Source organism: Mucilaginibacter sp. SMC90 (assembly GCF_022811725.1).
In the GTDB taxonomy this organism is placed as follows: Bacteria; Bacteroidota; Bacteroidia; order Sphingobacteriales; family Sphingobacteriaceae; genus Mucilaginibacter.
The window spans coordinates 6,515,673-6,534,058 of record NZ_CP094527.1; the positions used below are offsets into that span (position 1 = coordinate 6,515,673).

Genomic DNA, 18,386 nt, shown 5'->3' on the forward strand with positions numbered 1-18,386 from the left:
GGTAAATGAAAAAGGCCGGTATTACCCGGCCTCTAATTATCATCCAGTTTTCCGTGTCCCCACGGAAAACATTATCAATGCAACGTTAAAGTCTGTTTCCTATCTGGCCCTACAGATAAATATTTTACCGGTACGCCAAGTTCAGCTTCAAGGTAATCAATGTATGATTGCAGCTTAGCAGGAATCTCAGATAGTTCGGTAATACCGGTCAGGTCTTCGTTCCAGCCGTCAATTTCCTTGTATACCGGCTCTGGTTTTACCGAGCAGATATCGTAAGGCATATAATCAATCTGCTCACCCAAATAGTTGTAGTGAGTAGCAGCATAGATCTTTTCAAAACCGCTTAATACATCAGCCTTGGTCATTACCAGTTGGGTAACGCCATTAAGCATAATGGCATATTTTAAAGCAGGAAGATCGATCCATCCGGTGCGGCGTGGCCTGCCTGTGGTTGCACCAAATTCGTGACCAACTTTGCGTAGCTCTTCGCCTGTTTCATTCTCTAACTCGGTAGGGAACGGACCACCGCCAACACGGGTACAGTATGCTTTAAAAATACCGATCACGTTGCCAATTTGCTGCGGAGCGATACCTAAACCGGTACAAGCACCGGCAGCCGTAGTATTTGATGAAGTTACAAACGGATATGAACCAAAGTCGATATCAAGCATGGCACCTTGTGCACCTTCGGCTAAAACTTTTTTGCCTTCTTTAATATAGTTGTTCACCAAATGCTCAGAATCAACTAACGGAAACTGGCGTAATACATCCAATGCTTCAAAAAACAGTGCCTCACGTTCTGAAAAATCAGCCACTTCGCCGTAAAGCTGTTGCAGCATGGATACGTGTTTATCAACCAGTTTTTGGTAACGTTCTTTAAAATCGGGCAGGGTGATATCACCAATGCGTAAACCGTTACGACCGGTTTTATCCATATACGTTGGGCCAATACCCTTTAAGGTTGAACCAATTTTGCCTTCGCCCATCTTTTTTTCGTTGGCGGCATCAAGCAACTGGTGGGTTGGCAATATCAGGTGTGCTTTTTTAGCAATTAAAAGGTTCTTTTTTGCCAGCAGGTCATGCCCGGCATCTTTTAATTTATCCAGTTCTTTTTTCAGGGTGATAGGATCAATCACCACACCATTACCGATAAGGTTCATGGTGTTTTCAAAAAATATACCTGAAGGAATGGTGTTTAAAACAAACTTTTTACCGTCGAACTCCAAAGTGTGACCAGCGTTTGGCCCGCCCTGGAAACGTGCAATCAGGTCATAACCTGCGCTAAGCACATCAACAATTTTTCCTTTTCCTTCATCGCCCCACTGGAGGCCTAATAATACGTCAACAGCCATTAATTTATCGTAAGTTCAAGAATATGTGTTATGAAAGGGGGCAAAGTTAAATTTTTCTGTCACAAAAACCCTCTCTTAATTTGGTACAATTACCATAAAGATTTAAAGAGTGGTGTTTGATCTCAAATTTCAATATATCGCCCATCATACTCTGTATCTGCTGAATGCGGGGATCGCAAAACTCAACCACTTTTCCACAGTCAATGCAAATGATGTGGTCATGCTGTTTGTAGCCGTATGATTTTTCGAACTGGGCCATGTTTTTGCCAAACTGGTGTTTAGTAACCAGATCGCACGAAACCAATAACTCAAGCGTGTTGTAAACCGTTGCACGGCTAACACGGTATTTTTTATTTTTCATGTGGATATACAACGACTCCACATCAAAGTGATCTGTACGGGAATATATCTCTTCGAGTATAGCAAAACGTTCAGGGGTTTTCCTGAGATTCTTATTTTCAAGGTAAGCCTCAAAAATTTTCTTAACCATTGGTATGGTATCCTGCTGTGACATAATGATGTATTAACGGGGGCAAAGTTATTAAATATTTGTTAAGTGGTGAGTGGTTGATTAAGTGAATGGTTGATTATGTTGGCGTTTCATTGCATAAAAGCAACCACTCACCTGATCAACTCAATCAACTACTCACTTCACGACGCTTTTTCGATAGCCGAATCAAAACGGTTAACTGCTGTAACGCCTTTTACTTGTTTTAGGTTTTTAATCAGGGTGTCCAAATGACTGGTGTCGTTAACATACAACATCAGCGACCCTTCAAATATACCATTATCGCTGTCAACTGTAATAGATCTGATGTTTATTTTAAAATCATTTGATATTACGGTAGTAAGCTTGTTGATCAAACCAACCTCGTCAATACCGGTAATGCGCAAACCGGTAAGGAAAGCAAGTTCCTGCTGATTTGTCCAGCGGGCTTTTACTATCCTGTAACCATAGTTGGCCATTAATTTGGCGGCATTGGGGCAGTTAGTACGGTGAATTTTGATACCATCGCTCACGGTAACAAAACCAAATACATCATCGCCGGGGATAGGGTTACAGCAATTGGCAAGCTTGTAATCTATCTTTTGCATATCCTCGCCAATGAGCAATATATCGCTGTCTTTGGCCTTGATATTTTTAATGAGATTTTGAACTTGTTCCTGATCAATTTTATCCTGGGGTTTATTATCAATTATTTTTTCGGATGCCTGATATTCTTTCAGGTCCTTCATATCAATAATACCTTTGGCAACATTATAAAAAAGGTCCTGAGTAGCCTGCAGTTTAAAAAAGTAACTGATCTTTTGCAGGTTTTCAGAATTATAAGTGATCTTGAGCGATTTCATTTTACGCTCCAGGATCTCTTTACCATCCTCGGCAATTTTGCGCTTCTCCTCTTTTAAGGCCGACTTGATCTTGGCTTTAGCCTTAGCGGTAACTACAAAGTTAAGCCAATCTTCCTTAGGGGTTTGTTTGCTTGATGTAATGATCTCTACCTGGTCGCCATTTTGGAGCTTATAGCTTAGCGGCACCAGTTTGTGATTTACCTTAGCACCGATACAACTTGCACCCACATCGGTATGGATCTCGAAGGCAAAGTCAAGTGCCGTAGCATTCAGGGGCAGCTGGATCAACGCTCCTTTCGGCGTAAAAATGAAGATCTCATCACTGAAGAGGTTCATTTTAAAATCATCGATAAAGTCGAGTGCGTTGGTATCAGGGTTTTTCAGCATCTCACGTACTTTTGTTACCCACTGATCAAGACCACTATCTGTACTGGCTTCTTTGTATTTCCAGTGTGCAGCAAAACCCTTTTCGGCAATTTCGTTCATCCGTTTGGTGCGGATCTGTACTTCAACCCACTGCCCGCGCGGGCCCATTACGGTGGTATGCAATGATTCATACCCATTGGCTTTAGGCGATGAGATCCAATCGCGCAGCCTGTCGGGATTGGGGCGATACTGGTCGGTTACTATGGAGTAAGCTTTCCAGCAGTCGGCTTTTTCATTTTCGGGCGTACTGTCTAATATGATCCGGATGGCGAAAAGATCATACACCTCTTCAAAGGGTATCGACTTCTTCTTCATCTTATTCCAGATGGAATGGATAGATTTTGGCCGGCCAAATAAATCAGCCTCAAGCCCCTGGATTAACAACGATTTATTGATAGGCTCGATAAAGTCACGGATAAAACGTTCGCGTTCGGCTTTTTTCTCGTTCAGCTTATTTTTAATGAACTGGTAAGTTTCGCGCTCCATATATTTCATGGAGAGGTCTTCCAGTTCGGATTTTATGGCATACAAACCCAGGCGGTGTGCGAGCGGTGCATACAGGTATACTGTTTCAGATGATAGCTTAAGCTGCTTGTCCCTGGGCATAAACTCCATGGTACGCATATTATGCAGCCTGTCGGCAAGCTTGATCAGTATCACTCTTACATCGTCGGCAAGGGTAAGCAGCATTTTGCGGAAATTCTCTGCTTGTAACGAACTGTTGGTATCAAATACGCCAGATATTTTGGTAAGGCCATCAATGATTTTTGCTACCTTTTTACCAAACTCCATCTCAATTTCATCAAGCGTCATGTTGGTATCTTCAACCACATCATGCAGCAGGGCGCACACTATTGATGTTGTACCCAGGCCAATTTCTTCGGCGGCTATCTGGGCAACGGCAATAGGGTGATATATATAGGGTTCACCGCTTTTACGGCGCATATCCTTATGGCTTTCAAGGGCCATATCAAATGCCTTGCGTATCATGCGTTTATCGCCCTTTTGCAGGGTTGATTTACAGGCACGCAACAGGGCACGGTATCTTTTTAGTATCTCGTTCTTCTCGGCTTCCAGGTCAATCACTAAGTCTTTCATGTACGGGGTATTAGCGGTATTTAATCATAAACATGCAGCAAATAAATATTATTGCAGGTATTAGTAAAATACCAAAAAAAATTACATTATTTTTGTATTAAGTAAAAATATGAAATTTATTGGTTCTCTGTTGCTGTTATGTTGCTTAATGGGTGCTGCGAAGGCCCAAACAGTTACTCCTGCATCTGTAAAACTTGGCAAAAATGATACCATCAGGACGGCAATGACCAATCTTGACGGCGAGCTTGTACCATGGATAGTTGAGCCAGAAGTAAAAATTGTAGATACCCGCATTTTTGCAAGCGAGGCCGATAGGCTAAACTATCGCCGTTTGCGCTATAATGTAATGAAAGTGTTGCCCTACGCACGTTTTGCAGGGCAAAGGTACCGCCAGTTACAGCGCGACCTGGCTGTTACAGCCGATAGGAAAAAACAAAAAGAATTAGTGAGTACCTGCGAGGGTGAAATAAAAAACCTGTTCAACAAGGAAATCAAGAACCTGACAATTAGTCAGGGAGAGGTTTTAATTAAGCTTATCGACCGCGAAACCGGGCAAACCAGCTTTGCTATGGTTAAAGAGTTAAAGGGCGGTTTTAAGGCTTTCATGTTCCAGTCGGTAGCCAGTATATTTGGCCACAACCTCAAAGAAACCTACGACCCTGAAGAACAAAAAGATATCGAGGCCATATTAAACCAGGCCGGGTATAATTCATACAGCAATTAGTTTAATGGATAATAGAAGCATTTACCAGTTTAACGTTCACAAGTTAAACGGTGAAGAAATTAGTCTTTCCGAATATAACAACAAGGTTCTTTTAATAGTAAACACAGCCTCACAATGCGGCTTTACGCCCCAGCTAAAAGAACTTGCGGCATTGAAAGCCGGTTTTGAAGGCAAAGACTTTGAAATCCTTGCATTCCCTTCAAATGATTTTGGTGGCCAGGAACCCCTGGATGGTGAGGCGATAGCCGTGTTTTGTGAAAATTACGGGGCTAATTATCCAATATTTCAAAAAATACGGGTACGCGGACCCTATGCCGATCCTTTGTATCAGTTTTTTGCCGATAAAAAAGAGAACGGAAATCTACGTTCGGTCCCCCGCTGGAATTTTCACAAGTTTTTGATCGACAAGACAGGGCATGTGGTTGATTTTTACTATCCTTTTACCAAGCCCAACTCGTCAAAGATCAGGCGAAAGATTGACCGCCTGCTGACAGCGGCATCTATCTAATAAATTACTTTTGCGCATGCTTAAATTAGATATATTAGTTTTATCGGTACACCCTGATGATGCTGAGTTAGGTTGTTCAGGTACAATTTTAAAACATATTGCCCTTGGCCATAAGGTTGGCATTGTTGATCTTACCCGCGGCGAACTGGGTACTCGCGGCTCTGCCGAGATCCGTAAACAGGAAGCAGCAGCCGCTGCCGAAATATTAGGTTTAGCCGTACGTGAAAACCTGGGCCTTCCCGACGCCTTTTTTGAAAACACCCGCGAGCACCAGGTAAAAGTAATTGAGGCCATTCGCAAATTTCGCCCTTCAATTGTAATAACCAATGCTTATCATGACCGCCACCCTGATCATGGCCGTGCTAATGAACTGGTTGAAGCTTCGGCATTTTTAGCAGGTTTGCGAAAAATAGAAACATTTGATGCCGATGGTATACTTCAGGATGCGTGGCGGCCGGATATTGTACTCCACTTTATACAGGATAATTATATAACCCCTGATATATTAATTGATGTAACCGAACATTGGGATAAAAAAATAGAAAGTATTTACGCCTATGGTTCACAATTTTATAACCCAAGCTGGGAAGGTGAACCACAAACCTATATTTCAACGCCCGATTTTATTGAAATAGTGACGGGCCGGGCCCGCGAATTTGGCAAAAGTATCCAGGCAAAATATGCCGAAGGCTTTACAAGCAGGAAAATTTTAGGCGTAGATAATTTATTTAACCTAAAATAATATTTATTTAACTATAAATTATATATAATCTATATAATTCAAATAAAAAAGGAACCTGAAATCAGGTTCCTTTTTTATTTGAAGCAAGTATAATGATACTTATGCTTTAATATATTCAAAGCGATTATTCTCATTGCTTCTTTCTCTCCTAAGCTTATTTTCATTAGCTAATTTTAAAAGGATGCCTGAAAGTTCAGACGTTTTAAAATCTGAATCATACTGATCTTTACAGTAATTGGCAATGGATGATATAGAACGCTGAGTATCGAAAAAATCTGTACTTAATAACTGATTAAGTATTTTAGTGGCACCTGGCTTTTTACGGCCCGAAACAGCCCCACCTTCATCCTCAATACGTAATTTCCTTGTTTTTTTACCAAATATTTCAACACCTTCGGCATCTACTTTTTCCGATTCGATCATAACTTCCAGTAAACGGTCAATTATCCGTACCTGCACAGCTTCAGACTGGAATGAGTTTACAACTTCGGCTACTTCAACCAGTTGCTTCTTTAATTTCTCTATGTGTTTGCTCATGGTGATTGAATAGAACTACGCTACTTTAATAGGGTTGCAACAAATCTAATCGGAATAATAACAAAAAATATGGCATATTTTGGAAAAAAAGTAGCCTATATTAATATCTTTTACTATTTCTAAATAATAGATGGGGTTTTACCTTATTAAATATTAGTTAATTTTATCCGTTTACGGAGCGGGTTTAGCTATAACCGAAACGATAATTGCAGTTTTTATCCAACTATCTATAAAGTGGCCGAAAGCTGTTCAAGCATGTCAAGGCCAATATCGATATGGCTTTTTTCAATTATAAGTGCAGGACGGAAACGTACACTCTTTTCACCACAGCCAAGGTACATAATATTATTATCAAAACCTTTTTTAATAAAACTATCTCTTGTTGATTTATCCGGAAAATCAAAAGCTGTCAGTAGTCCTTTTCCCCGTACATTACTTATCATCGGCTGGCGTTCGGCAATTTCACTAAGCCCGTTTTGCAGGTATTCTCCCATAACTGCCGCATTTTCGCATAGGTTATCTTCCTCAATTATCTCCATAATTTTGGATGAGCGTACCATATCAACCAAACTCCCTCCCCAGGTTGAGTTGATGCGCGATGATACTTTAAACACGTTATCTTCAACCTCATCAATGCGTTTACCGGCCAATATACCGCAAACCTGCATCTTTTTACCAAAAGCTATGATATCCGGGCGCGCTTGTTCGCCAAAATGTTCATGGCACCAGAATTTACCTGTTAAACCAACCCCGGTTTGCACTTCATCGTAAACTAACAACGCCTCATACTCATCGGCAAGCTCACGCAGTTTCTCTAAAAACTCCTTACGTACGTGGTTATCCCCACCTTCTGATTGTACAGGCTCAATTATTATGGCACATATGTCATCCTTATTATCTTTAAATGCTTTTCTTATTTGTGTTACCGATAGTTGCTCTCTCTTTAACAGATCTTCATGATTAGCATCACTATAAGGAAAATTCATATAAGGCACAGATACCCGCGGCCAGTCAAACTTGGCAAACCACTTAGTTTTATTAGGCAGCGTATTGGTAAGACTAAGGGTATAACCCGAGCGGCCGTGAAAGGCGTGCTCAAAATGCAATACTTTAAAGCCCTTTTCTTTAGTATAACCCCTGGCAAAGTTTTTTTGTACTTTCCAGTCCATAGCCACTTTCAGTGCATTTTCAATAGCAAGCGCACCACCGGCAATAAAAAAGGCGTGCGGTAAGTAGTCAGGAATCCCTACCCTATCAAATGTTTCAACAAACTGGGCGTATTGAGTTGTGTAGATATCTGAATTTGACGGATTAGTTAAAGCCGCAAGCATCAGGTTTTTCTTAAACTCTTCATCATTCAGCATTTTGGGATGATTATAGCCCAGAGGTACCGAAGCAAAGCAGGTAAAAAAGTCAAGCAGTGTACGTTTATATTTAGCATCATAAATATAAACACCCTTACTTTTTTCCATGTCAAAAGTTAGGTCGAAGCCATCGGCCAGCACATGCTTTTGAAGCGATGCCTGGACATCCTGAGGAGAAACAAGTAGGTTGTACATATCAATTGGGTTTATTACAAATTTAGCAAAAACCGCCTAAATTCAAAATTTAGGCGGTTTTTGAACCGATTGACAAAAAAGTAACTTTAAATTGTTTAAAGTTACTTTTTGTACCAAACTCAAAACCGGTACACTTGTTTTTAACTCTGATACTTGAAAAAAGAATGAGCAAAAGCCACTTTTACAACCCGGTAACAAGCAAAGTTATCTGCTGCAGATGCTATTATAATTTCTCCTCATTTTCATAACCAGCGTTTTCTTTTTGATTAATTTCTGATCAGTTGAATATTTTAATATTAAATTCGTAGCATATACAACCAAAGGGAGTATTATATAATTAACCCATGGGAGAAAATCAGTTATCTGCCCTAAAGGCAACATTTAGTAACCTTGTTGCCCTCAACTTGCTTGAAGACTTGCCCGTTGCTGTTTATAGCTGCAACAAGGAGGGATATATAACCTCTTTCAACAAAGCAGCAGTAAAGCTTTGGGGTAAAACGCCCGAGTTAAACAAAGACAAATGGCACATCAACCGGGAGATATTTGATGCTGATGGTGCCCTGCTAAAACCCGAAGAAATGCCAACGGGCAAGGTGTTAAAATATGGCAAAGCTGTAAAACAGCAGGAAATATATATTAAACACCCCGACGGCAACATTAATTGTATATTATCAAATCCCAAGCCCCTTTTTAATGACAGCGGAGAGCTGACCGGAGCCGTCAACATCTTGATAGATATTACCGAACAAAAAAATGCCGAATCAAAACAAGGCATGCTGGCATCTATCATCGAGTCATCAGAAGATGCCATTGTAAGTAAAAACCTGGCTGGCATCATTACCAGTTGGAACTATGCTGCCCAACGTTTATTTGGCTATACCGAAGATGAAATTATAGGCAAGCATATCACAGTACTAATCCCCGAAGACCGCTATGATGAAGAAGAACTGATCATCAAAAAAATACGGGCCAACGAAAGAATTGAGCATTTTGAAACCATTCGTAAAACAAAAAGCGGCGAAGAGATACAAATTTCGCTTACTATATCTCCCATCAGAAACAGCGCCAACCAGGTAATCGGGGCATCAAAAATAATACGTGATATAGGCCGACAAAAAAAATCAGAAGAAAAGCTGCTGCAATACGCCGAACGCCTGGAGATCTTAAATTCAATAGGCCAGGTTATTTCGGCCGAGCTGGATATTCAAAGCATCCTGCAAAAAGTTACTGATGCCACTACCCAGTTATGCGGTGCAAAGTTTGGTGCCTTTTTTCATAATCAGGTTAACGAACAGGGCGAATCGTACATGCTGTTCACTCTTTCAGGAGCGCCACGGGAAGCATTTGAAAAATTTGGTATGCCGCGCAACACAGCAGTTTTTCACCCTACATTCAGCGGCGAAAGAACAGTTAGGGTTGATGACATTACCAAAGATCCGCGTTATGGAAAAAATGCCCCGCATTTTGGGATGCCTAAAGGACACCTTCCCGTAGTAAGTTACCTGGCAGTGCCGGTAAGGGCCAAATCGGGCGAGGTTATTGGCGGTTTGTTTTTTGGCCACGAACAACCCGCAAGATTTACGATAGAGCATGAGCAACTTGTTTTGGCCGTTGCCGCCCAGGCAGCAGTAGCGCTTGATAATGCAAAACTGTACGAAGATATTAAGCAACTTAATGAAAAAAAGGACGAATTTATAGGTCTTGCCAGCCATGAGCTAAAAACCCCTGTTACCAGCCTGAAAGGATATCTGCAGATCATAGCGCGCAATCTATCTCCTGATGATAAAAATAAGCCCCTTGCCAACCGCGCGCTTGAACAGGTGGGTAAACTAACCACACTGATATCAGATTTGCTTGATGTTACCAAAATTCAAACCGGTAAACTTCCTTTTACCTACGCCAATTTTGATGTAATAAAATTACTTTCCGAATCGAGGGAGATCCTGCAGCAAACAGGGCCGTCTCACGAACTCACTTTAAATCTGCCTTTCAAAGAATTAATTATTAATGCCGATTGCCAGCGCATAGAGCAGGTTATTATTAACCTGGTAACAAATGCTGTCAAATATTCGCCGAAGGCAGATAAAGTGATCATTGAAGCCACGGTTATCAACAACAAGTTCAGGGTGTCTGTGCAGGATTTTGGTATCGGAATCCAACCCGATCAACTGGACAGGGTATTTTCGCGCTTTTATCGCGTTGAAAACCTCGCCTCACATATGTCGGGGTTAGGGATAGGGTTATACATTTGCCAGGAAATAGTTAACCGTCACCATGGCAGGCTTTGGGTTGAAAGCACTTACGGCGAAGGCTCAATCTTTTACTTCGAGATTCCAATAAACACGAATGATCTGCACCATGGTTAGCAATTAGAGCGAATTACACGAATTATTCTGATTCGTATCAGGGAACTCGCTTTTAAACTATTGAAGGAGGATAGATAAGAAATTTTTACACAAATTTTTACAAATTAATCGAATTACACGAATTTCAAATCGGCATCAATAAAAAATTCGTGTAATCCGATTAATTGTGGCCAATTTGAAAATCAATTCGTGTAAAAATTTTTCAGTCCCTTTCTATTCACAGGTCTGATCATTTTAAAAGCGATTGCCCTGGCATTCATATAAATTCGAACCCATTCGTGTGATTAGTGCTGATTAAATTTTTCTTTCATCCCCAATAAGCCCCAAATGCCCCCGCTATGTATTGCCATGATTTTGCTGCCGGGTTCAAAGTGTCCTTTGGTTATCAGATCATATAAAGCATACATCATCTTGCCTGTGTATACAGGCTCTATCAATATGCCTGTTGCTGCAACAAACTGTTTAATAAAACTTACAAGCTCATCATTTGCTTTTCCGTAACCGCCAAAGTGATAACCGGTGTGTATATCATAATCTGCCGGTGCTGTTAAAAAGCGGTTTATCTCATCCTTAATAAACCCGCCATTCTTAAACACAGGCACCGCATTAAATTTTGTTTTTAGTTGATGATTGCTTAATCCGTTAATGATACCTGCCGCCGTTGTGCCGGTACCGCAGGCGCAAAAAATATGATCATAGGGCTCCGTTAGCTCATCAACCAGTTCGCTGCAACCCCTGGCCCCTTCGGCAGAGGCACCACCCTCATCGATAAAAAAAGCCTGGTCATCATTATCAAAATATTGATTGAACAGGGTGGGTTTATCACGATAACTGTCACGATCTGTAAACTGCAGTGCCATACCATGCAAACGGCATAAAAACAAAGTGTCGTTATCAACTTGCTCGCCCCTTACAATACCTGTTGATTTAAATCCAAATTTTGCCGCAGCAGCTGCCGTAGCTAACAGGTGGTTTGAATAAGCTCCCCCAAAGGTTACAAGGTGCGTTTTCCCCTCAGCCTGAGCATGTTTAAGTACATATTTAAGTTTACGCCATTTATTTCCTGATATCATTGGGTGGATCAGATCATCGCGCTTGATGAAAACTTTTATACCCTGGCGATCAAACAAAGGGCTGTTGATTTGCTGTACAGGGCTAAAAATCTCAAGATCGATGTTCATAAAATAATATGGCCTTAATGCTATTGCAATATTACGTTTAACCTACCACAAAAAACGATTACTTTTGCGCCTCAAATGGCACACGAACCCGAACTTGTTGAGCAGGAAGAACAGGACTTGTATGAGCACTTACGCATAGTGGTTGACAAGGGCCAGTCGCTTTTACGTATTGATAAATTTTTGATGCACCGCGTAGAGAATGCTTCACGCAACCGTATTCAAAATGCAATTGAACTGGGCAATGTGCTGGTGAACGATAAAACCATTAAATCAAGCTATAAAGTAAAGCCGCTTGATGTGATTTCGGTAGTGTTACCGCACCCGCCGCGTGATACCGAGGTTTATCCCGAAAACATTCCTATCAATATCATTTATGAGGATGATGATGTATTGGTGGTTGATAAGGAAGCGGGCATGGTGGTTCACCCGGGCTATAACAACTATACAGGCACATTAGTAAATGCGCTGGTATATCATTTTCAGCAATTGCCCACCTTACCGGGCAATGATGGGCGGCCCGGGCTTGTACACCGCATTGACAAAGACACTTCAGGGCTGTTGCTTATCAGTAAAAACGAGCGCTCCATGAACTGGCTGGCTAAGCAGTTTTTTGATCATACCATCACCCGCAAATACATAGCGCTTGCCTGGGGCGATCTGCCCGAAGATGGTACCGTAACCGGCTATATTGGCCGCAGCGTTGCCGACAGGCGGGTAATGTCGATATACGACGATCCTGAAAAGGGCAAATGGTCGGTAACACATTATAAAGTCCTGGAGCGTATGGGTTATGTTACCCTGATCGAGTGCCAGCTGGAAACCGGGCGCACCCACCAGATCAGGGCACATATGAGGCATATCGGTCACCCCTTGTTTAGCGATGCCACTTATGGCGGCGATAAAATTTTGAAGGGTACCATGTTCAGCAAATACAAACAGTTTGTTGAAAACTGCTTTGAACTGATGCCGCGGCAGGCCCTGCATGCGCAAACGCTGGGCTTTTTACACCCCACGTTAAAAAAGCAGGTACATTTTGAATCGCCGCTGCCACCTGATTTTGAAGCAGTACTTGCAAAATGGCGAAAATACAGTGATACAGATACGAAGCAATAGACGTTAGATAAAGAAGACAAATAATACCTGGTAACCCAATAAACACGATCAAATTATAATATCTACCTGTCCATGATGCCCGTATTCATCAATTTTAACGGCGAATATCTCCCACAAAACACACCATTGCTTTCCATTGGCAACAGGGGCTTTAAATATGGCGATGGCCTGTTTGAAAGCATGCGGTTGATGAAAGGAAAACTAAAATTTGCCGAACTGCATGCCGACCGCCTTCAACGGGGTATGAAAGCCCTTAAAATTGATGGCTATTCGCAAATGGACACCTGGTTTCTGAACGATATTGTTAATGAACTTGCCCGCCGGAACAAGGTAAAACACGGCAGGCTGCGCCTAACCGTTTACCGTGATGCCGAAGGTTTGTATACTCCCACCCAAAATAAAATGGGTTATTGCCTGGAGCTAACCCCATCAGAAGAGCCCCGGTATTTTTTGAACGAGAAAGGCCTGATCATGGATGTGTTTACGGAATTACCCAAACCCTCAAATTATCTGTCAAATATTAAAACCTGCAACTCGCTTATCTATGTTATGGCCAGCTTATACAAAACCCAAAACAAGCTGGATGATGTTTTTTTGCTGAACCAAAATGGTAACCTCTGCGAGGCCAGCAGCTCCAATATTTTCATCAATTATCAAAATCATTTATATACCCCGGCACTAAGTGAAGGCTGCGTTGAAGGCGTTATGCGCCATGTAGTGATTAAAATGGCCAAAGAAAATAACATCGAGATAACCGAAGCCCAGATCAACCCCGACATTTTATACGAAGCCGACGAAGTGTTTCTAACCAATGCCACCCGCGGCATCCAAACCGTGATGGGTTTTGGTGTAAGGCGTTATTTTAACCAGTACAGCAAGGTGCTGATGGATGAGCTGAATAAATTGTAGGTATTTAGTTTCCTGCCGATTGCCATTTCGACGAATGTGTTAGGGAATGAGCGTTAGCGTGAGGAGAAAAATCTTATACGCCATGCACAATTGTTTTACAGGGCGCATAAGATTTCTCTTTCGCCCCGGCGCTTATAGCCCCCCTGCTCTATCGAAATGACAATTTTATTATAGAATGATATTTAAAGAGAGCTTACTTCTTGTACTTTAATCCCCTCCAAAATTCCATCCCAAAGGGCAATACGTGCCAGTAAAGCTTCTTTAACAGCCGCAGTAGCCTCGGCCCATTTGCTGTCATCCTCGCCGCAAAGTTCGGCGGTCATTTGGTAGGCCAGTTGAGAGTGGTGGTCGCCGTCAACTTCAATGTGGCGCTCAAGATAGTATAAAAGGATATCCACCTTGCCCGGTAACTGCTGGCTTAGTTCCTTTACTATGCTCACAAACATATCAGGGATCAGGTCTTCACGGCCAAAAGTGAATACAGCTGCTTGCAGGTAATCTTTATTGGTATCAATAACATCAAAGGTATGCTGTACAAAGCTTCGTGCAGCAACGGGAATATTAGCAATAATGAGCGCCTCATCAATATGCTTGCCGAAGTTCAGCTCATTAAATAGGTTATTGATCCCTTCGGCTGCACTGCCTGCTTGCTGCATGGCCCGCAGGTAAAGTTCGAAATGGCTTGCCCGGTTACCTTCCTCGTCGATATCGCTTTCTTCGCCTGCAACAATTTCATTGATCAGGTAACGGGTATTTGCGTTGCCTGTTGGCATCCATGGCGTAATAGTGCAGGTGAGCTTTTGCTGCAAAGCTTTTAACAGCGACATAAAATCCCAAACAGCAAATACATGGTGCTCCATAAAAACGGTAAGTTCATCAAGCGAAGTAATGTTTTTATAAAGCTCGTGACTGATAAGCTGATTACGTAAAGGCTGGATCTCGTTCTTTAATTGTGCAATGCGGTTGCTGTTATTAGCCATGTATCAAAAATTGTATGGGCAGCAAAAATAGCAAACAGGGTGATTATTAATGAAGTAATTATTTTTTTTGACGGGGTGGTGATGAGGGGTTAAAACGCTTTTAGAAGAACGATGTTTAAAACGACACAATGTGAATTACGAATTGGAAATAGAATCTCCACCGCGTCATTCCGAGGAACGAAGTAATCTCTAATTAGCAGAGCCGCTATGTGTAGTTCGCGATTGCTTCGTTCCTCGGAATGAAGTTTTTATTAAGCAGCTTTTTGCACCCCCTTACTTCCTCACCACTATTTTCTCCCCCATCCTAACTACAATATCCGACCCAAGCGCATAGAAAGCCGAAACAGGCTCCCTCTCCAAAAACGGTTTAAATACTTCGCCGTACAGTGCGGTAACATCCGCATCAAAAACATAATCGCACACCAACCCGGTTTGCCATGAGATGTGTTCAACCTGATATTCCATAGTTTTGGTATCGCTTAAACCGTTGTACCCCCAGTAATGCTCCAGAATAAACTCTTCCGGGCTACCGGTTTTGATGTCAACCAACTCATTACTCGCTGTTGCGCCGAGTTTATTCCAACGGCCGTTAAGCTTCCATTCGTATAAAAATTGGGTATGGTTATCTGCTGCTGCGATGACGGAACTACGCATAGGCAGGGCGCGGTAATGCTCTTTATAAAGATTATTGGCAATAAGCATGATCATGCTTTTCGGCACTATCTCACTGATGAAAACAGCCCCCCTCTTCCATTCGGTACCATTGTTATATCGCACATAAAAACGCAGGTTTACCTCTTCAAAGTTTACATGCCACGGCCATTTTATGCCCAGCACCCGTGTATCCAGAAACATGAAACCAACCATGCTTACCAGCGCCTTGCCTTCCCAAAGATCAAGCACGGTACCCGCCGGGATGTAAGGTTTTAATATAGCGGCATCAACCTCGTAATTGAGCATTACCAGGTTTTTCCATTGTGCTTTTAAAAACTCGCTTTTAGCCATAAAAAGAAAAATCCCGCCTTTTCACGGGCGGGATTCATTATTGATGATTAGTTTTTATAATATTTCATAGCCTCGGGTATGAGGTTCTGGATATTGGCAATACGGGTTGCGTCGGCAGGGTGTGTGCTTAAAAACTCAGGTGGAGCCCCACCTTTATTTTGAGCTGCCATGCGCTGCCAGAAAGCTATAGCATTATGCGGATCATAACCAGCCATAGCCATAAAGGTTAAACCTAAACGATCGGCCTCCGATTCCTGGTTACGTGAGTAAGCAAGTAATTTCAACTGGCTTCCAACTCCGTATAAAGTGCTGATAGCGGTTTGTGTAGCCTGCGATTGCTGGCTTGTAGCCGCGCCCACTAACTGTCCGCCGCCTTGTACCAGCATCTCCTGCGAAATACGTTCGGCCGAGTGGCGTGCTATGGCATGACCAATTTCGTGGCCCATAACCACAGCAAGGTAAGCATCTGTATTGGCAACAGGTAACAATCCGCTGTAAACGGCCACCTTGCCTCCTGGCATACACCAGGCGTTAACTTCGGTGCTTTGGATCAGGTTAAATTCCCATTGAAAGTTATACTGATCGCCATAGCCATTTTCTTTCAGGTATTTTTCAATGGCTACAGCAAGCCTGTTACCAATGGTTTTAACGCGTTGCGCGTCGGCACCACTGGCTACTACTTTGGTTTTAGGGTCGGTGAGCAGTTGTTTGTAGCTTGCCGCAGCCGACTGATTTACTTCGGCATCACCAACAAGGCTTAATTGTTTACGGCCGGTTAACGGCACAGTTGAACATGAAAAGACAGCCATGACAGCTATCAGGACTAATGCAGGTTTAAACTTTTTCATGGTGATCAGGAAGTTGTTGTTTTCTTTTTAAAAAAATTAACTTTCGATTCTTTGCCCCTTATTAAGCGTTCAATATTTTTTTGGTGGGTTACAAGCACAAGCACACAAATGCACATGCCGTAAATTACTATCGACCGGATAGGTGTTGGGAACACAAATGTAACGCCTATAGGATAAGTAAAGGCAGCTGCAATTGAGCTCAGCGACACATATTTTGAGATCAGCAATACCGTTATAAAAACAATTATACACAATAAAGCGGCATGGAAATGTATAGCCAAAATCATTCCAAACAAGGTTGCTACGCCTTTGCCCCCTCTAAATCCTGCAAAAATCGGGAACAGGTGCCCCATAACTGCTGCGATACCCAAAGCAAGCTCATAGTTTGTATAGGCGGTTGAATTGATAGCACCTGTTGCAGATGCCCCAATAAAATAAGCGAAGTTGGTTGCTGCCCAGCCTTTAAAAATATCAAGCAGCATCACCGGAATGCCTGCCTGTTTACCAAGCACGCGAAAAGTATTTGTAGCACCAGCATTACCGCTTCCGTACTCTCGTACATCCACTTTGTAAAAAGCCATACCTATCCAAACAGCCGTTGGTATTGAGCCGCATAGATAAGCCATTATAAGCGCTGTAACAGAGTAAACGGTTATCATTCTCGTGCAATATTACAAAATTGAAGCGGTAAAAGCGTTTTAATCGCAGCGCTTTTACCACTAAACTTTGTTAAATAATATGTTATTTGATTTTTAACTCCCCTTACTTTACAGCTTTCAGACTAAGGTCAAGGCTTTTAACCGAATGTGTAAGCGCCCCTACAGAAATGTAATCAACCCCGCAATCCGCATATTCGCGGATATTATCAATGGTTATCCCTCCCGAAGCTTCGGTAATAAAGCGCCCCTTGTTCATGGCTACAGCCTGGCGCAGGTTATCGAAATTAAAGTTGTCTATCAATATACGGTTTACGTTACCTGTTTGTAAAACCTGCTCCAGCTCATCAAGGTTACGTACCTCAATTTCAATAGCCAATTTTTTTCCGGTGTTAGCGAGGTATTGATTAGCACTTTCAATGGCTTGCCTTATCCCGCCTGCGTAATCAACATGGTTGTCCTTGATCAGGATCATATCGTACAAACCAAACCGGTGGTTTACACCTCCGCCAATGCGCACTGCCCATTTTTCGAGGTAACGAATACCCGGGGTAGTTTTGCGGGTATCCAAAACTTTAGTATTTGTTCCTTTCAGCAAGTCAACTATTTCGCGGGTTTTTGTAGCAATTCCCGACATGCGCTGCATGCAATTCAGTACCAAACGCTCGGCAGTTAAAATGCTTCGCGAACTGCCTTCAACCTCAAAGGCAACGTCTTTATATTTAACCGGCGTACCATCCTGCAAAAACACAGTAAGTTTAAGATTGGGATCAACCACATGAAATATCTCGGCAGCCAGCTCAACACCGGCCAGTATTCCTTCGTCCTTAACTAAAAGCCGGGCTTTGCCCGTAGCTTCAGCAGGGATAGTTGAAAGTGAAGTATGATCGCCATCGCCAACATCCTCACTTAAAGCATTATTTATAAACTGATGTATTAGTTCCTTATCCAATTGCGTACTTTTTGAGTGTCAAAAGTAACAACAATTTTTAAATGCGGGGGTTTGATGGCTATGTATGATAAAATGAATTT

General features: G+C 42.2%; 17 protein-coding genes. 6 read left to right on the forward strand and 11 right to left on the reverse strand.

Annotated features, from left to right (window positions below; all coding sequences use genetic code 11):
* Positions 1 to 74: 74 nt before the first annotated feature.
* The 3 genes from MTO98_RS27025 to MTO98_RS27035 form a co-directional block, all read right to left on the reverse strand.
* Positions 75 to 1,352 carry an adenylosuccinate synthase gene (locus MTO98_RS27025; protein WP_243482100.1) on the reverse strand — a complete coding sequence of 426 codons (1,278 nt, stop codon included), beginning with the start codon at positions 1,350 to 1,352 and terminating at the stop codon, positions 75 to 77.
* 46 nt (positions 1,353 to 1,398) lie between these two features.
* A complete protein-coding gene (locus tag MTO98_RS27030) occupies positions 1,399 to 1,866 on the reverse strand; it encodes a Fur family transcriptional regulator (protein ID WP_243482101.1) in 468 nt (155 codons plus the stop codon).
* A 137-nt stretch (positions 1,867 to 2,003) separates the two neighbouring features.
* Complete coding sequence (locus tag MTO98_RS27035) at positions 2,004 to 4,226, reverse strand: bifunctional (p)ppGpp synthetase/guanosine-3',5'-bis(diphosphate) 3'-pyrophosphohydrolase (protein ID WP_243482102.1); 2,223 nt, start codon at positions 4,224 to 4,226, stop codon at positions 2,004 to 2,006.
* A 109-nt stretch (positions 4,227 to 4,335) separates the two neighbouring features.
* Between MTO98_RS27035 and MTO98_RS27040 the strand changes: the two genes are divergently transcribed.
* Genes MTO98_RS27040 through bshB1 form a run of 3 tightly spaced genes read left to right on the forward strand, consistent with a single transcriptional unit; the run spans position 4,336 to position 6,200 of the window.
* Positions 4,336 to 4,950 (forward strand): DUF4294 domain-containing protein, encoded by a 615-nt coding sequence (locus MTO98_RS27040; protein WP_243482103.1) that lies wholly within the window; start codon positions 4,336 to 4,338, stop codon positions 4,948 to 4,950.
* A gap of 4 nt (positions 4,951 to 4,954) precedes the next feature.
* Positions 4,955 to 5,458: a glutathione peroxidase gene (locus tag MTO98_RS27045; RefSeq protein WP_243482104.1), complete on the forward strand. Its 504-nt coding sequence runs from the start codon at positions 4,955 to 4,957 to the stop codon at positions 5,456 to 5,458.
* A gap of 16 nt (positions 5,459 to 5,474) precedes the next feature.
* The gene (gene bshB1 / locus MTO98_RS27050; RefSeq protein ID WP_243482105.1) at positions 5,475 to 6,200 is read left to right on the forward strand and encodes a bacillithiol biosynthesis deacetylase BshB1; all 726 of its coding nucleotides are present in this window, start codon (positions 5,475 to 5,477) and stop codon (positions 6,198 to 6,200) included.
* A 99-nt stretch (positions 6,201 to 6,299) separates the two neighbouring features.
* Here the strand turns inward: bshB1 and MTO98_RS27055 are convergent, their stop codons facing one another.
* Both MTO98_RS27055 and lat read right to left on the reverse strand, forming a co-directional pair.
* A complete protein-coding gene (locus MTO98_RS27055) occupies positions 6,300 to 6,737 on the reverse strand; it encodes a hypothetical protein (RefSeq protein ID WP_243482106.1) in 438 nt (145 codons plus the stop codon).
* 227 nt (positions 6,738 to 6,964) lie between these two features.
* On the reverse strand, positions 6,965 to 8,296 hold the full coding sequence (gene lat / locus MTO98_RS27060; RefSeq protein ID WP_243482107.1) for an L-lysine 6-transaminase: 1,332 nt from the start codon (positions 8,294 to 8,296) through the stop codon (positions 6,965 to 6,967).
* Positions 8,297 to 8,640: 344 nt separating this feature from the next.
* On the opposite strand from lat, the gene MTO98_RS27065 reads away from it, so the two are divergent.
* Entirely contained in the window at positions 8,641 to 10,662 is a 2,022-nt protein-coding gene (locus MTO98_RS27065; protein ID WP_243482108.1) for a PAS domain S-box protein, read from the forward strand.
* A 284-nt stretch (positions 10,663 to 10,946) separates the two neighbouring features.
* Here MTO98_RS27065 and MTO98_RS27070 read toward each other — a convergent pair whose 3' ends face one another.
* On the reverse strand, positions 10,947 to 11,843 hold the full coding sequence (locus tag MTO98_RS27070) for a 1-aminocyclopropane-1-carboxylate deaminase/D-cysteine desulfhydrase (protein ID WP_243482109.1): 897 nt from the start codon (positions 11,841 to 11,843) through the stop codon (positions 10,947 to 10,949).
* Between the two features lie 75 nt (positions 11,844 to 11,918).
* Between MTO98_RS27070 and MTO98_RS27075 the strand changes: the two genes are divergently transcribed.
* Both MTO98_RS27075 and MTO98_RS27080 read left to right on the forward strand, forming a co-directional pair.
* Positions 11,919 to 12,956 (forward strand): RluA family pseudouridine synthase, encoded by a 1,038-nt coding sequence (locus MTO98_RS27075; RefSeq protein WP_243482110.1) that lies wholly within the window; start codon positions 11,919 to 11,921, stop codon positions 12,954 to 12,956.
* Between the two features lie 72 nt (positions 12,957 to 13,028).
* Positions 13,029 to 13,865, forward strand: coding sequence for an aminotransferase class IV (locus MTO98_RS27080; RefSeq protein ID WP_243482111.1), 837 nt, complete (start codon positions 13,029 to 13,031; stop codon positions 13,863 to 13,865).
* Positions 13,866 to 14,047: 182 nt separating this feature from the next.
* Here the strand turns inward: MTO98_RS27080 and MTO98_RS27085 are convergent, their stop codons facing one another.
* From MTO98_RS27085 to nadC, 5 genes are all read right to left on the reverse strand, one after another.
* A complete protein-coding gene (locus MTO98_RS27085) occupies positions 14,048 to 14,845 on the reverse strand; it encodes a DUF3050 domain-containing protein (RefSeq protein WP_243482112.1) in 798 nt (265 codons plus the stop codon).
* 273 nt (positions 14,846 to 15,118) lie between these two features.
* Positions 15,119 to 15,850 carry a YqjF family protein gene (locus MTO98_RS27090; protein WP_243482113.1) on the reverse strand — a complete coding sequence of 244 codons (732 nt, stop codon included), beginning with the start codon at positions 15,848 to 15,850 and terminating at the stop codon, positions 15,119 to 15,121.
* A gap of 47 nt (positions 15,851 to 15,897) precedes the next feature.
* Entirely contained in the window at positions 15,898 to 16,698 is an 801-nt protein-coding gene (locus MTO98_RS27095; RefSeq protein WP_243482114.1) for a M48 family metallopeptidase, read from the reverse strand.
* A gap of 5 nt (positions 16,699 to 16,703) precedes the next feature.
* Positions 16,704 to 17,357, reverse strand: coding sequence for a glycerol-3-phosphate 1-O-acyltransferase PlsY (gene plsY, locus MTO98_RS27100; protein ID WP_243482115.1), 654 nt, complete (start codon positions 17,355 to 17,357; stop codon positions 16,704 to 16,706).
* 103 nt (positions 17,358 to 17,460) lie between these two features.
* Complete coding sequence (gene nadC, locus MTO98_RS27105; RefSeq protein WP_243482116.1) at positions 17,461 to 18,306, reverse strand: carboxylating nicotinate-nucleotide diphosphorylase; 846 nt, start codon at positions 18,304 to 18,306, stop codon at positions 17,461 to 17,463.
* Positions 18,307 to 18,386 lie beyond the last annotated feature (80 nt).